General features: G+C 51.6%; 13 protein-coding genes. 8 read left to right on the forward strand and 5 right to left on the reverse strand.

Annotated features, from left to right (window positions below):
* Positions 1-117: 117 nt before the first annotated feature.
* The 5 genes from GOV45_RS16840 to GOV45_RS16860 all read left to right on the forward strand — a co-directional run bounded on the left by GOV45_RS16840 (position 118) and on the right by GOV45_RS16860 (position 6,360).
* Complete coding sequence (locus GOV45_RS16840) at positions 118-1,218, forward strand: ABC transporter ATP-binding protein (protein ID WP_170479931.1); 1,101 nt, start codon at positions 118-120, stop codon at positions 1,216-1,218.
* 103 nt (positions 1,219-1,321) lie between these two features.
* Positions 1,322-2,413 (forward strand): extracellular solute-binding protein, encoded by a 1,092-nt coding sequence (locus GOV45_RS16845; RefSeq protein ID WP_170479932.1) that lies wholly within the window; start codon positions 1,322-1,324, stop codon positions 2,411-2,413.
* A gap of 73 nt (positions 2,414-2,486) precedes the next feature.
* Positions 2,487-3,761 carry an ABC transporter permease gene (locus GOV45_RS16850; RefSeq protein ID WP_170479934.1) on the forward strand — a complete coding sequence of 425 codons (1,275 nt, stop codon included), beginning with the start codon at positions 2,487-2,489 and terminating at the stop codon, positions 3,759-3,761.
* A gap of 5 nt (positions 3,762-3,766) precedes the next feature.
* The gene (locus tag GOV45_RS16855) at positions 3,767-4,978 is read left to right on the forward strand and encodes an ABC transporter permease (RefSeq protein ID WP_170479936.1); all 1,212 of its coding nucleotides are present in this window, start codon (positions 3,767-3,769) and stop codon (positions 4,976-4,978) included.
* A 161-nt stretch (positions 4,979-5,139) separates the two neighbouring features.
* A complete protein-coding gene (locus GOV45_RS16860; protein WP_170479938.1) occupies positions 5,140-6,360 on the forward strand; it encodes an aminopeptidase P family protein in 1,221 nt (406 codons plus the stop codon).
* A gap of 161 nt (positions 6,361-6,521) precedes the next feature.
* Here GOV45_RS16860 and speB read toward each other — a convergent pair whose 3' ends face one another.
* From speB to GOV45_RS16885, 5 genes are all read right to left on the reverse strand, one after another.
* Positions 6,522-7,496 carry an agmatinase gene (speB, locus tag GOV45_RS16865; protein ID WP_170479939.1) on the reverse strand — a complete coding sequence of 325 codons (975 nt, stop codon included), beginning with the start codon at positions 7,494-7,496 and terminating at the stop codon, positions 6,522-6,524.
* Positions 7,497-7,604: 108 nt separating this feature from the next.
* Positions 7,605-9,455, reverse strand: coding sequence for a GtrA family protein (locus GOV45_RS16870; protein ID WP_170479941.1), 1,851 nt, complete (start codon positions 9,453-9,455; stop codon positions 7,605-7,607).
* On the reverse strand, positions 9,455-10,192 hold the full coding sequence (locus tag GOV45_RS16875; RefSeq protein ID WP_217362459.1) for a class I SAM-dependent methyltransferase: 738 nt from the start codon (positions 10,190-10,192) through the stop codon (positions 9,455-9,457). Before GOV45_RS16875 ends, GOV45_RS16870 begins: the two co-directional genes overlap by 1 nt.
* Position 10,193: 1 nt before the next feature.
* Positions 10,194-11,195, reverse strand: a complete 1,002-nt coding sequence (locus tag GOV45_RS16880; RefSeq protein WP_170479943.1) for a glycosyltransferase family 2 protein — start codon at positions 11,193-11,195, stop codon at positions 10,194-10,196.
* Positions 11,196-11,612: 417 nt separating this feature from the next.
* A complete protein-coding gene (locus GOV45_RS16885) occupies positions 11,613-12,731 on the reverse strand; it encodes a zinc ABC transporter substrate-binding protein (RefSeq protein WP_170479945.1) in 1,119 nt (372 codons plus the stop codon).
* Positions 12,732-12,787: 56 nt separating this feature from the next.
* On the opposite strand from GOV45_RS16885, the gene GOV45_RS16890 reads away from it, so the two are divergent.
* Genes GOV45_RS16890 through GOV45_RS16900 form a run of 3 tightly spaced genes read left to right on the forward strand, consistent with a single transcriptional unit; the run spans position 12,788 to position 14,840 of the window.
* The gene (locus GOV45_RS16890) at positions 12,788-13,303 is read left to right on the forward strand and encodes a Fur family transcriptional regulator (RefSeq protein ID WP_170479947.1); all 516 of its coding nucleotides are present in this window, start codon (positions 12,788-12,790) and stop codon (positions 13,301-13,303) included.
* Positions 13,303-14,043, forward strand: a complete 741-nt coding sequence (locus GOV45_RS16895) for a metal ABC transporter ATP-binding protein (protein WP_170479949.1) — start codon at positions 13,303-13,305, stop codon at positions 14,041-14,043. Before GOV45_RS16890 ends, GOV45_RS16895 begins: the two co-directional genes overlap by 1 nt.
* Positions 14,043-14,840 carry an iron chelate uptake ABC transporter family permease subunit gene (locus GOV45_RS16900; RefSeq protein WP_170479950.1) on the forward strand — a complete coding sequence of 266 codons (798 nt, stop codon included), beginning with the start codon at positions 14,043-14,045 and terminating at the stop codon, positions 14,838-14,840. Before GOV45_RS16895 ends, GOV45_RS16900 begins: the two co-directional genes overlap by 1 nt.
* The last annotated feature ends 81 nt before the right edge of the window (positions 14,841-14,921 follow it).

Raw genomic sequence — 14,921 nt, forward strand, 5'->3', positions numbered from 1 at the left:
ACAACGTGATTTTTGCATTCTATGTTGCAAACCAAGTATTGTTTGGTCTTAACTGCTTCTCATTGATCAATGAGGTCCGACACTCTCGGATAATCATTTGACGAAACAGGGGGTCTTGTGGCCGAAACAACGAACGACGCCGCGTTTGTCGAATTTCAACGCGTTCAGAAGTCTTATGACGGCGAAAATCTCGTCGTTAAAGATCTTAATCTAGCAATGCCAAAAGGTGAGTTTCTCACGATGCTCGGCCCTTCCGGATCTGGCAAGACGACCTGCCTTATGATGCTGGCTGGCTTCGAGACAGCCACACATGGGGAAATCCTGCTCGACGGGCGACCGATCAACAACATTCCGCCGCACAAGCGGGGTATTGGCATGGTGTTCCAGAACTATGCCCTATTTCCGCACATGACCGTGGCCGAAAACCTTTCTTTTCCGCTTGAGGTTCGCAAATTGAGCAAATCCGACCGCGAAGCGAAAGTTAGCCGTGCGCTGGATATGGTGCAGATGGGAGCGTTCGGCGGTCGTCGTCCTGCCCAGCTTTCCGGAGGACAACAACAGCGCATTGCGCTAGCCCGAGCATTGGTGTTCGAACCCGAACTGGTGCTCATGGATGAGCCCCTTGGTGCGTTGGACAAACAGCTGCGAGAGCATATGCAGTTCGAAATCACTCGTCTGGCACACGAACTGGGCATTACCACGGTTTATGTGACGCATGACCAGACCGAAGCGCTCACTATGTCTGACCGCGTCGCAGTTTTTGACGACGGCCGAATTCAACAGTTGGCGCCGCCCGATCAACTGTACGAAGAGCCAGAGAACAGTTTCGTGGCGCAATTCATTGGCGAGAACAACACTCTCGAAGGTGTAGTGAAATCCATCCAAGGCGACACGTGTCTGGTTCAGTTGGATGACGGATCGGAGATTGATGCTGTGCCGATCAATGTTCACGAAGCTGGTGAACGCACCAAAGTGTCCATTCGTCCGGAGCGCGTTGAATTCAACAAGGATCGTCTACATGCCGATGCACACACTCTGAAGGCAACGGTGAGAGAATTCATCTATATGGGTGATGTCTTCCGTTTTCGTATGTCCGTGGCTGGCAATGACGAATTCATAGTCAAAACCCGCAATGCACCTGATGCTGTCCGGCTGAAACCCGGGCAAGAAATCGAAATCGGGTGGTTGCCCCAGGATTGTCGTGCGCTCGACGCATAGACCAAGTCACGCAAAGCAGACGTGGCTGTACTGAGGGACCGGCTGGTGAAAACCCGTGCATCGGCCGATCAAACAAATAAACGGGAAGTACTGGGAGTAACAAATGAAACCAACTAAATCACTGCTTACTGCGGCTGCATTGGCGACTGCGGCCAGCGGCGTGTCAGCACAGGAAATGACAATTGTTTCTTGGGGCGGCGCCTATTCCAAGTCGCAACTCAAGGCCTATCACGAGCCCTATTCGGAAAAGACCGGTGTCACTATCCTGAACGACGACAGTTCGGCCGAAGCGGTTGCCAAACTGCGCGCAATGAACGAAGCAGGCAACATAACCTGGGACGTAGTTGACGTTGTGGCTGCGGATGCGATCCGCCTGTGCGACGAAGGATTGGCGCTGGAAATCGATCCAGACACGCAACTGGCGCCGGCACCTGATGGCACGCCCGCATCCGAGGACTTTGGCGACCTGTTGGTAAGCGAGTGCTTTATTCCACAGATCGTTTATTCGACAACCTTTGGATATCGCACAGATCTTGTTGGTGACACCCCGCCATCAGATATCTGCGCTGTGTTCGACCTTGAGACCTACCCAGGTAAGCGCTCGCTCGAAAAACGTCCGATCAATAACATGGAATGGGCTTTGCTGTGCGACGGAGTGGCAAAAGACGACGTGTATGATGTGCTGGCAACACCCGAAGGGCAGGATCAAGCGCTGGCTAAACTGGACACCATTAAAGACAGTGTAGTGTGGTGGTCCGCGGGTGCGGACACCCCTCAACTTCTGGCTGATGGCGAAGTTGTCATGGGTTCGACCTATAACGGACGTTTGTTCAGCGTAATCGAAGAGCAAAAGCAGCCCGTGGCAATGTTGTGGGACGCGCAGGTATTCGATCTGGACGGCTGGATCATTCCAGCTGGCTTGAGCGAAGAGCGCCAGCAGCGCGCACTGGACTACATCATGTTCGCGACAGACACTCAGCGTCTTGCAGATCAGGCCAAGTATATTTCTTACGGCCCGGCCCGTGCTTCTTCAGCACCGCTGGTTGGTCAGCATGCGGAATTGGGCATCGACATGGCGCCACACATGCCGACCGATCCGGAGAACGCCAAGAACACGTTCCTTTATAACTACGAGTTCTGGGCCGACTACCGTGACGACATCGATGCCAAATTCCAGGCTTGGTTGGCACAATAATACAGGCACCTAGCCTAAATTAAGTCAGAGGGCGGTTCGTCGCCCTCTGACAAGAAAAATCCAAGGGGCAAAGATGACTGACGCAAGCGATAACGCCGGACCTATGCTGGCCGCGGACGGAACACCGCTCAAGCAATCGTTGGCTCGTTCCCTACGGCGCCAAAAATTACGAGCGCTGCTTCTAGTTGCCCCTCTTCTATTGTTTGTTCTGTTTTCATTTATTGTGCCGATCGCCTCGATGTTATTCCGTTCAGTCGAAAACAGCATCGTTTCAGACACCCTGCCTTTAACGGTCGAAGCCCTTGGAAACTGGGACGAAACAGGCGGCGAATTACCCGGCGAAGAAGTTTATGATGCCTTCGTTCGCGACATGGTCGTCGCGATCGAAAACAAAGAACACACGCGGCTGGGATCGCGCCTGAACTACGAAGAAACCGGAATGTCTTCGATGTTTCGCAGGTCTGGACGTGGTTTGCGTAAGCTAGATCCGGAAACCGACGGACCGTTCAAGGAACAGCTGATCGAAATCCACGAAGGTTGGGGAGATCCACAGACCTGGCGGGTAATCAAGACGCATTCGCCGCAGGTGACCAATGGATACTTCTTGAACGCAGTGGATATGCGCCGCACTCCTGAAGGCGCTCAGCCGCAGCCCGAAGACAAACAGATTCTGATAAAACTGTTTGGGCGGACGCTGTTCATGTCGCTAGTAATTACTGGCGCGTGTATTCTGTTGGCCTATCCGGTGAGTTACCTGCTGGCGACGTTGCCAATGCGTGTGTCCAACCTGCTGATGATACTTGTTCTTTTACCTTTCTGGACCTCGCTTCTTGTGCGAACCTCGGCCTGGAAAGTCATGTTGCAACAACAAGGTGTCATCAACGAAACACTGGTATGGCTCGGACTTGTCGCCGACGATGCGAGACTGGTCATCATAAACAACCAGATCGGTACTATCGTTGCTATGACGCATATCCTGCTGCCGTTCATGATCCTTCCGATGTACTCGGTGATGCAAACAATACCCGAGTCTTATACCCGCGCGGCGAAATCCATGGGCGCAACCAATTGGACCACGTTTTGGCGCATCTATTTCCCACAATCCATTCCAGGTATTGGAGCCGGTTCTATACTCGTCTTTATCTTGGCAATTGGGTACTACATCACCCCGGAAATCGTCGGCGGTACAAAGGGTGTCTTTATTTCGAACCGGATCGCCTATCACATCTCCTCTTCGCTGAACTGGGGATTGGCGGCGGCCTTGGGCACGATCCTCCTTGCCGTCGTTCTGCTACTCTACTGGGTCTACGACAAAATCGTGGGCATCGATAACGTGAAGCTGGGATAAACGACATGGCCGCTTTGACACCGATATCCCGCAAACCTTTGTCGATGGTTCTTCCCAGCGTTGCTTTGGCTGGCGCATTCGCCGGTATGTTCGTTGGTGCCGGCAATGGCTCGATCATTCTGGGAATTCTGGCAGGCGCTGCACTGATAGCAGCTTTGGCATGGTTCTACATCACCGTCCTCAAGAATGAAAAAATGGCGCGGTGGATCAACATCATCGGGTTTGGCGCGGGCGGGTTCGCAATTGCCGGCCCATTGGGTGGCGTGCTGGGCTTGCTAGGGGGATGGTTCTTTGCTTGGTTCATATATTGGCTTTACGAAGGGCGATATCGTCGTAAACTTTTGCCCTATCTGACAGCGAAACAGGTCTTTTACCACTATCTGTTCCGGGTGATCTGCGGGGCGATCTTCGTATTCCTGATCACGCCGATTCTTGTGGTTTTACCCCTTTCCTTCAACGCGCAAGACTTCTTTACATTTACCCCAGAAATGCTGCGTTTGGATCCTGAAGGGTACTCGCTCAAACACTATCGGGATTTCTTTACCAACAATGAATGGCAACGCAGTTTCAAGAACTCGCTGATCATCGCGCCGATTGCGACAATTATTTCAGTTACATTGGGTACATTGGCAGCCATTGGCCTTAGCCAGTCACACGTGCCGGGGCGGCGGGCAATCATGGGTATTCTGATCTCGCCAATGATTGTACCACTGATCATCTCTGCGACTGGTATGTTCTTCTTCTATAGCGATATTGGCCGGTTCCTTGAGGGCACGCTTGGTATGAACAAGAACTTTGTCGGTTACTTGAAAGTGATCCTGGCACATGCGGTTCTTGGGATTCCGTTTGTCATCATCACGGTCACCGCGACGTTGGTCGGTTTTGATCGGTCCCTAACCCGAGCTGCGGCGAACATGGGAGCTGGCCCTGTTCGTACTTTCTTTAAGATTCAGATGCCCCTGATATTGCCGGGCGTTATCTCGGGCGGCCTATTTGCCTTTATCACTTCATTTGACGAAGTCGTCGTTGTTCTGTTCGTCGGCTCGGCTAGCCAGAAAACACTTCCTTGGCAGATGTTCACCGGATTACGCGAACAGATCAGCCCGACGATTCTGGCGGTGGCGACGATCCTTGTTGTTCTTTCAATTGCACTGCTTACCACAGTGGAATTGTTGCGACGTCGATCAGAGCGGCTAAGGGGACTTTCCCCTGCTTGACGGGCCAAATTTTGTGATCTAACGATTTTTCTGTTCAACCTGACCGCGATGGCGTCGCGGATCAAGCGGGTTGATCGGCTCTCGGCACCCGAGACCGCTTGTCCTGAACGCCGGGACATGTGGCCGGGGATTGCATACCCGGCAAATGAGAGAGGCCAAATATGTCCGACACTTCAAATCGCCCAGAGTTTTTCACTTGCCATAATGGCGACAAAGCCCCACTACCGTTCAGCAAACAAGAATATGCACGCCGCCTCGCGAAGCTACGAGCGATCATGGCCGAACGGGACATCCCAGTGGTTTTGCTGACTTCGATGCAAAACATCGCTTACTACTCGGGCTTCCTCTATTGTGCGTTCGGCCGCCCTTATGGATGTGTTGTTACGCAAGACAGTTGCACGACAGTTTCGGCCAACATCGACGCTGGCCAGCCATGGCGACGCTCTGTCGAAGACAACGTAATCTACACCGATTGGAAACGGGATAATTATTGGCGCGCTGTGGCCAATTTGATTGGCAATGCAAAACGCGTTGGAATTGAAAGCGACCACATGACTCTTGCCGCCAGAGATACGGCGCTGCAAATGCTCGGTGATCCAGAGCTGATCAATGTTGCACCTGACACAATGGCCGCTCGAATGGTCAAGTCAGCCGAAGAGATCGAGCTGATTAAGGGCGGAGCACGAACGGCGGACATTGGCGGTGCAGCCGTACAGGCGGCGATACGCGAAGGGGCGACCGAGATCGAAGTTGCAATGGCCGGTCGTGACGCCATGGAATTTGAGATCGCCCGCGCTTACCCTCACGCCGAATACCGTGACACTTGGGTTTGGTTTCAATCAGGATTGAACACAGATGGAGCACATAACCCGGTCACCAAACGTTCCTTGCAAAAGGGTGATATCCTGTCTTTGAACACCTTTCCGATGATTTCGGGATATTACACCGCGCTTGAACGAACTCTTTTCCTGGGGGAACCCGATCCAGATAGCCTGCGGTTGTGGCAAGCCAACGTCGCCGCGCACGAATTGGGCCTTAGCCTTATCAAGCCTGGCGCCACATGTTCAGGTATTACTGCAGAGATCAACCGTTTCTTCGCCGATCAAGGATTGCTCAAGTACAGGTCTTTCGGCTACGGCCACTCTTTCGGTGTTCTCAGCCACTACTACGGTCGAGAGGCGGGATTGGAACTACGCGAAGATATAGACACCGTACTAGAGCCAGGCATGGTCGTCTCAATCGAACCGATGCTATGGATTCCCGAAGGACAGCCCGGCGCAGGCGGCTATCGGGAACACGATATTCTGGTCGTAGGTGAGAGTGGAGCTGAGAACATCACCGGGTTCCCTTATGGCCCAAAGCATAACATTATTGACGCATAAAATTACCTGCCGGGGCACATTGCCCCGGCAGTTCATCACCGCTCGGGTTCCAGATGTATTTTTTCCAAATTTTTTAGCACACAGTTTCAATCAAATAAGTGACTAAAGTTGACGTCTGTGGACGCATTATGTTCCCGGCCTCAGTCTCACACCATGGCCGACTATCCACGTTGTGCACGTTCGTGAAAAATAAAGCCCAAGAAGTTCAGTAATAACTGAGCTGCCAATATCTGGGTGCTTTCAGTTGGATCGTAGGCTGGCGCCACTTCCACTAGGTCGATCCCAACAACATCACCACGCCCTGCCAGACCCTGCAAAATCTCGAGCACATCGTAATACAGGAATCCACCATGGCTAGGCGTGCCTGTGCCCGCAGCAATTGAAGGACAGAAAGCATCAATGTCGATGGTAACATAATAGCGCACACCAGAAGGGATACGTTCCAAAACGGCCTTAGTTCCCAGCTCACGAACTTGACGGACGGACAAGATATCCGATCCCCGTGAGCGTGCGTCCTGATACCCCTCTTTCGCGGTTGAAGAGACGTTCCTGATACCTAATTGAGTCATTCCTGACACATAGTCTTTTTCGATCGCACGCCGCATCGGATTGCCGTGGCCATTCGTGACTCCGTGACGTTCGTCGACAAAGTCCAGGTGCGCATCAATTTGAACAATATGGATCGGACCATTTTCCGCGCAATCATCCGCGAATGCGGATATGCACGGAATATTGATCGAGTGGTCACCGCCAATGACCAATGGCAAAGCACCTGCTTCCAAAATTTTGCGCACGCCAAAGGCAATGTTGTTATGGCTTTCATCAGTTTTGGTGTGAATGATGTCCGCATCTCCTAAGTCGACAATGCGCACCGAGCTATCCAAATAAGTCAGATCATCTTCATGGTCATACGCGCCGGCATGACCGAAGCTGAACAGGGTTGATGCCTCGCGAACCGCGCGGGGGCCAAACCGGGCCCCTGCCCGCCACTGTGTCCCAAAATCAAAAGGTGCACCTAAAACGCAAACGTCAGCCTCAATCTGATCCCAATCTTGGACATAGACGGATTTCGCAAATGTCGAAATACCAACAAACGGTAAGTTCAACCTGCCCGATGCATATCCATGGTTTTGCATGTCAGCCCTTTCGCCTGATTAGTCTTTCCGCAGTGATTTCAACACATGCAGACCCAAAATGTGAATGGCTATATGCTCAGATCGCTCTTTGCGACTATGATTGTGGTCTCAGCGAAGTCCCCAAAACGTGAATCTGGAATCCTGCTCTATCACCACGTAGCGGTTCATCGCTTCAGTAAAACGCTGATCTTTTTCGAGAAATTCAATGAAGTTGAACGGTTGAAATACAAAGGGTGGAGTGTTGTCGAACACCAGAAAATTTGGGGAATTTCCGACAAAATCATCAACAATTTCGGTGCGGGTTCTACTCTGGATTTTATTCAACTTGGCGCAGCGCTCAGAGTTCGCTTCGCAGTTTTCCACACGCAACCCGTTCGCTGCACCCGGTACGAGCCACAACGCGGGATAGCGACTTGTCCAAACTGCATCAGATTCTAACACCAACGGAAAAGACGGAGCCAGCGAAGAAGAGAACACCATTATCCGTGGATCGGGCGTTTCTGCCCTCAATATCGACAAAAAACTCTCTGTTAAATCGTTGCGATAAAACCCTTTTTGGAACGCGAGCGACACACAGGCGACCAGACCCAAAGCTGACACAGAGGCAAGTAGCCAATTGAGCCGAGCTTGCAAAATCAACCACGTAAACCCGACAATGGCAAAGGCGTGGATCGGAACAGCCTGATACCCAAAGCCGGTCCACTGAACAAAGTATATTACGCATCCAGCTAAAACTGCCGCAAAAGGCAGTGCCGCCATACGACCCCGACCGTAAAGCACAGCCAAAACTGAGGCCGCCAGAAATAGCAGTGGAATGGCAGGCACAACAAGGCGAATTACCGTTGCATCGTTAAATCGATAGGCCCCGTAAACAGATGTCGCAATTGGCAGAATTTTGGTGAAATACTCGGGATGCAATTTTGCGGCCGCTACCAGATATACCCCCCCAATTGCGAACAATGTGACGTTTGACGCTGAAACCACGGGCTTTAGTGATCGCTTCAGAAACATCTCAGTTATCGTGAGCGCGATCGGGATCAAAACAAAGTGTGGCTTGATGCAAATACCAATTGCGGCAAAAGCAGCGCGGCCGACACTCTCTTTGCCAGTTCCTGCTCCCTGCATCACTATGTACCCAAAAAGATAAGGCATAGTGAAAATAACCATGAGATGTTCACGTTGGCCGCTTGAAGAAACAGCTGGGACAGCCATAGCAACCGCTGCAGCGATCAACATCAGGAACTGCCGACCCCAGTCCAACTCAGAGTACTGTTGCAATAGGTTCCATACCCAAACAAGGCTAAATGCCATCAAGATCGACAACGTCAAATACTGCGCGTTTGTCTCGGACATGCTCAACCATTCAGCCAGAAAAACAACCGGAACCGTCAGATAAAAGTTAAGCGGTGGGTTAACCTCGACGATATCGACATACAGCTGAGCACCAGAAAGCCAGTTTCGTGTGGCTACCAAATACCAAGCTGTATCGTGATTGATGGGGCGGTCCTTGTACACGGCAAAGTAAAGACCCGCGAACGCGATTGCGAACAGGACGCCGATCCAGTCCTTGTAAACCACTTTGGATTGGTCACCTGCAAACACCCAATATTTCGATATAAGAAAAGTTACACTCGGCACAACGACGGCAACGATCGCCATAGCAACAACAAAACTGGCATCCATCACTTCACAAATTACATAGGTGATACCGCTACTTAGTAGCAAACCCAAAACAGCTAGTAGCCCAAAACGAACCATTTGCTGTTGATGGCTTCCCGTTGCCTTAAATGTCATCTCTGCATGGCCAAAATAGGAAACAGAAACCGCGGCCAGAAATCCCGCGAAATTTGACGCTTGGACATCCAAATCTAACAAATTGCGCACCAACATGGCGACCAAAACATGCAAAATCGTGGCGAACAAACCGACGCCGGCAAATCTCGTAAGCTGGGTCAGCATTATCCGGCCTGTTTTCGTTTGAGAATGGCGCAAACTGATAAACCAATAGGCGCATGAAAGCGCCCAACAAAATGCCTCTCAGTCGAGAAAACTCTATATAGTATTTTGTTTACCCAATCAGACGGCATTGCGTCATCAGCTGTTTCTTTATGGAACAAAGCTTTAAAACGGCGTAGGCCAACAGCGATCGGAAACAGCAGGCTATTGAAGTAAAAAGAATACTCAACTTCTAACCCAGCTCTCTCAGAAACCTCTTTCAGCGAATTTTTGGTATAGCGGCGGAAGTGATGGTGCATCTCATCGTGACTTGACCACATCCAAGGCAAGGCGGGAACCGTAACAAAGAGCCGTGCGTCACCTGCTAAATAGCCCGATAGGCCTTCAAGCGTGGCCCTGTCATCTTCAATGTGTTCCAGCACGTCGAACAACGCGATTAGGTCATATTTTTTATCTTGGTTCGGGATATCATTTGGCAGCGCTCCGTATGCTATTTCCAGACAGCTCTTTTCCGCTGCAATAGCGCGTGCCTCTGCGTCGTATTCGAATGCATCGAGTTCGCCCAAGCCCATCAACATTTCAAGGTTGCCGCCCGTTCCACATCCCGCTTCTAGAATGCGCGCGTTTTCCGGCAATGAGATCAAACGATCGATGGTCGCCCGTATCACATCTCGACGTCCGGCAAACCACCAATGAACGTCTTCGTTTCGGCTCATTCGGTCATAAGTTCCGCGTTCCACGTCACTTCTCCGATTTCAGGCCATGTGCTGATCGAACGATGTAAATTGGACGATCCCGGACTTCGTTGAAAATCCGGCCTACATATTCACCAATAATACCTACCGCCAACAGATTTAATCCGCCGAACAAGAGGATCAAAATTACCGTCGAAGCATAACCCGGAGTATCTGCCCCTAAAAACAGAGTGTAGAAAAGAATAAAGGCTGCGTAGCCAAACGAAGCGAGTGACAAAATCGTACCTACATAGCTCCAGACCCGAAGAGGAACCGTAGAGCTCGTGAAAATCCCGTCCAACGCAAAGTTCCATAGTTTCCAGTAAGACCAGCTTGATCTTCCCGCGATACGTTCTGGGCGCTGAAATGTCACTTCTGCAGTGTCGAACCCGACCCAACTAAAGATGGATTTGTTGAATCGTGATTTTTCACCGATTTCCCGAACAACATCCACGACCTGACGGTCGAGCAATCTGTAGTCGCCTACATTGGCTGGAATCGGTCTTTCGGCCAGAGAATTGAAAACTTTGTAAAAGGCGGCAGCCGACCTCTGTTTGATCCAGCTGTCTTTCGACCGGTCCACTCGTCGAGCATTCACTATCTGTGCACCTTCGCGCCATTTCGTTATCATTTCGGGGATTACTTCCGGCGCATCCTGAAGATCCACATCCATCGGAATTACGGCGTCCCCAACTGCGTGCTCCAACCCTGCGCACAACGCTGAATCCTTGCCAAAATTACGTGAAAGGTTAAGCAAAGCGATGTGCGCGTCATTTTTCATCAGGCTTCGAATTGCAAATTCACTAGCATCCTGGCTACCGTCATTTACAAAAACTATTTGATAGTCTGTCGCCGGCGCCATCGGATCCAGAACCTCGTGAATGCGTTCCACGAATTTTCCTATGGAATCCTGTTCATTAAAAACAGGGACAACCAGCGACACCAATTTTGGGGTCTGGAAATCCCTTTTGTTCTTTTGCGCGCTCCGAGCCGAAAAACTTCCGGTCATAACATACGAACCCCAACTAGCCGATTCAGCGAAGCAAATTCAGTCAAACGTTAACTGTTTCCTTCTTCTAAACAATTCATGTGGCCGGAATTAGGCGGTAACTCGTCTAATTTGTGAGAGGCGAATAAACGCGTTGGACGTTCCTGGGAACAGTACACCGTCTGTTTCAGCAGAAGCCCGACGTTTCGTCTGAGTACAAGCAAATAGGCTCACTCGGGCTTTTTCTTCGAGTGCCGTTGCATCTTCAGGTTTTACAAAAACATCTTAGACCTGCTGCCCAGATCGAGAGTTCATATGGTTGTCGAAGAACTCAGGAGATTTTTAGCGTCATCTTTTGATGGGCTGCATCTAAAAGAGCGGGCAACAGTAGTGATGGGCCAGCCCATTCGCTTCTTTCGAACAGGCTGGCTGTTTATCTTACAAGCAATCGGACAAGGTTTTAGCCATGTTACGAATGACTTGCGGGTACAAGTCGGCTCCGGGTTCAAGCTCCGCCCCCAACGGATCAATGACACCGGTACTAGCTTCAGTTCCGTCAAGCACCGTTTCGACAAGGTCCGGATTGAACTGCGGTTCCGCCAGAACGCAGGTGATACCTTCTTCCTTAATGCGCGCTTGAATCTCTGCAATACGAGCCGGACTCGGGTCAGAAGCGTCTCCAATGGAAATCGCACCCGAAGCTGGCAAACCAAACTCGTCTTCAAAATACTGATAGGCATCGTGGAACACGATAAAGCTACCACCTTGAACAGGCTGAAGCATTCCCGCCACTTCGACAGTCAACGCCTCCATTTCCTCGCGCGCTGATGCCGCGTTCGCGAAGTAAGCGCCAGCGTTATCCGGGTCAGCTGCCGATAGTTGTGCCGCGATCACGTTTAGCCAATTCCCGGCGTTTGCCGGAGATAGCCAGGCATGAGGATCATGCGCGCCATGGTGGTGATCGTCGTGGTCCTCATGCTCAGCATGCTCGTCGTGATCATGTTCATCTTCATGACCATGATCTTTACCCTCAGCATGATCATCACCATCTTCATGTTTCTCGGCATGCTCGTCGTGATCATGGTCGCCATGTTTTTTTTCTTTGGCGTGGTCGTCGTGCGCATGCTCATCGCCGTGGTCATCGTGGTCGACATGTTCTTCATCGGCATGAGCATCATGCCCGTGGTCATGTGCTTCGAACAACGCCCCCTCGCGGAAGTCCAATAAAACGGTGCCGTCAGTTTCCAGTAAAGACGTTACCGTTGCGCCTTCGGCAAGGGTTCCAATGGCACCTTCCATCCACGGGGTCAGATCTTCACCGATCCAGAAGACTATGTCCGCCTCTTGCAACGCGGCTGCCTCTGATGGGCGCAGATTGTATTCGTGTGGTGACGCACCCGGTTGCACAATCAGGTCTGGTGTGCCAACCCCTTGCATCACGCGCGCAACTAAAGAATGCACTGGCGTGATGTCCACCGCCACGTTGGGAACCTCCGCAATAGCCGTTCCACCCATCACTGCAGCGGTTATTGAAACGGGAAGGAGCTTTCTGGACATATGACCCTCTATGTGATTTTATAACGTTACGAGTGGCATATATGATATGGAATAACATGACAAGTGAGACACGCCCCATGCAAGCCGATGACGGCGGCCTTGTTGGATTTCATAAACATGACCACAAGAGCTGTGTTGAAACCGGACTTAAAAACGCCGAGGCGCGATGCAGCGCCGAAGGTTTGCGGCTGACACCCGTCAGGCGTAAAGTGTTGGAGATGCTGCTGCAAGAACACAGAGCGCTTGGCGCCTACGCAATTCTTGATCGCTTGCGCGAAGAAGGGTTTGGGTCGCAGCCGCCTGTTGCATATCGGGCGCTCGACTTTTTGGTGGAAAATGGATTTGTGCATAAGATTGAAAGGTTAAACGCCTTCGTCGCTTGCGCACATCCGGGCGCTTCGCATTCTCCAGCCTTCATGATCTGCAGAAAGTGCGAAGCCGTCGCTGAAACGCACTCGGCCACAGCAAAAGGTGTGCTTGGTGCCGCAGCAAAGGCAGCGGGCTTTGAGATTGAACGTACGGTCGTAGAAGCCGAAGGAATATGCCCTGACTGTACCGAAAAGGCCCAGTAATGGCTCTCGTAACTGTGGAAGATTTAAGCGTCCAATATGGTGAAAATACTGTTTTGCACCATGTGGATATGACCATCGAGTCTGGAGAGATCGTAACTATAGTCGGGCCAAATGGGTCAGGCAAAACAAGTCTTTTGCGGGCCATCATTGGCGCCACCCCGCTTTCGGCTGGACGCGTCACTCTCAACCCCGGGCTAAAGATAGGTTATGTCCCCCAAAAACTGCATATTGATCCGACATTGCCTATCACCGTCGAACGTTTTATGCGCCTTACTAACCGGGTGCCGCGTCAGGATTGTGTGAAAGCACTGGAATCGGCTGGCGTACCGGATTTGTTGAACAACCAGATGTCGCGATTGTCCGGTGGACAGTTCCAACGAGTCCTGCTTGCACGCGCCCTTATTGATCGACCGGATATTCTGCTTTTGGATGAAGCAACTCAGGGTCTTGATCAGCGTGGCTCTGCCGCTTTTTACCAGCAGATCGAGGCAGTCCGAAAGGAAACGGGTTGTGCGGTTTTGATGATTAGCCACGAACTGCATGTCGTAATGAGTGCCTCGGACAGGGTCATTTGTTTGAATGGTCATGTTTGCTGCGAGGGCTCTCCGGCCGTCGTCGCTTCGGCACCGGAATACAGAGCATTGTTTGGCACCGGAACGGGTGGTGCTTTGGCCTTATATCGTCACGAACATGACCACCATCATGATCACAGTAAGAGTTCTCAGGAAGCCGCAGAATAATGCTTGATGATTTTATGACCAGGGCGACGCTTGCTGGTGTCGGAGTGGCGCTAGCTGCCGCGCCTCTTGGGTGTTTTGTTGTCTGGCGCCGGATGGCATATTTCGGCGACGCAACAGCACACGCTGCAATTCTGGGTGTCGCGTTGTCGCTTACGCTTCAGATGTCGATATTTGCAGGCGCCCTTGCGGTCGCTCTTATCATGGCTTTGACAGTTACTGTCCTAAGTGGCCGCGGCTATGCGATGGATACGCTTTTGGGGGTCTTGGCCCATTCGGCCCTGGCATTTGGTCTGGTAGCCGTATCTTTCTTATCGGGGGTGCGCATCGACTTGATGGCATATCTCTTTGGCGACATTTTGGCAGTTTCGCGCACCGACCTGTTGATAATTTGGGGAGGAGCGGCGCTTGTCGTTGCCTTAATTACCTGGCGATGGTCGGAGCTTTTGACTGCTACACTGAACGAGGAACTAGCCTATGCCAGCGGCTTTGACCCAAAACGCGAGCAGCTAATTCTGACGTTGTCTCTGGCAGTAACCGTAGCGGTTGCGATTAAGGTTGTGGGCGTGTTGCTGATCGCTGCAATGTTAATCATCCCTGCAGCCGCAGCACGGAGCCTAGCCCGATCCCCCGAGGCCATGGCCGTTGTCGCAGCGGTTATCGGAGGGGCCTCGGCTGTGATTGGATTGAGATCGGCCTATGTCTTTGACACACCTGCCGGCCCTTCTATCGTTTGCGTTGCTGCGATTGTATTTGCGTGCGTCAACCTATTGGGATGGCAAACCCGAGATAAAATTTAAACCTCGACTTGAGAAACTGGGCGTCATTGGCATAACAGCGGTTTTGCCGCACCTGGGACTGCAGTTATTTCACCGGTGGTC

The organism is Ruegeria arenilitoris, assembly GCF_013035425.1.
Lineage (GTDB): Bacteria > Pseudomonadota > Alphaproteobacteria > Rhodobacterales > Rhodobacteraceae > Ruegeria > Ruegeria arenilitoris_A.

Coding starts and splice junctions, on each gene's coding strand:
- GOV45_RS16895 (WP_170479949.1), top strand. CDS start 13,303: ATGGCTCTCGTAACTGTGGAAGATTTAAGCGTCCAATATGGTGAAAAT.
- GOV45_RS16890 (WP_170479947.1), top strand. CDS start 12,788: ATGACAAGTGAGACACGCCCCATGCAAGCCGATGACGGCGGCCTTGTT.
- GOV45_RS16845 (WP_170479932.1), top strand. CDS start 1,322: ATGAAACCAACTAAATCACTGCTTACTGCGGCTGCATTGGCGACTGCG.
- GOV45_RS16850 (WP_170479934.1), top strand. CDS start 2,487: ATGACTGACGCAAGCGATAACGCCGGACCTATGCTGGCCGCGGACGGA.
- GOV45_RS16860 (WP_170479938.1), top strand. CDS start 5,140: ATGTCCGACACTTCAAATCGCCCAGAGTTTTTCACTTGCCATAATGGC.
- speB (WP_170479939.1), bottom strand. CDS start 7,496: ATGCAAAACCATGGATATGCATCGGGCAGGTTGAACTTACCGTTTGTT.
- GOV45_RS16900 (WP_170479950.1), top strand. CDS start 14,043: ATGCTTGATGATTTTATGACCAGGGCGACGCTTGCTGGTGTCGGAGTG.
- GOV45_RS16855 (WP_170479936.1), top strand. CDS start 3,767: ATGGCCGCTTTGACACCGATATCCCGCAAACCTTTGTCGATGGTTCTT.
- GOV45_RS16885 (WP_170479945.1), bottom strand. CDS start 12,731: ATGTCCAGAAAGCTCCTTCCCGTTTCAATAACCGCTGCAGTGATGGGT.
- GOV45_RS16870 (WP_170479941.1), bottom strand. CDS start 9,455: ATGCTGACCCAGCTTACGAGATTTGCCGGCGTCGGTTTGTTCGCCACG.
- GOV45_RS16880 (WP_170479943.1), bottom strand. CDS start 11,195: ATGACCGGAAGTTTTTCGGCTCGGAGCGCGCAAAAGAACAAAAGGGAT.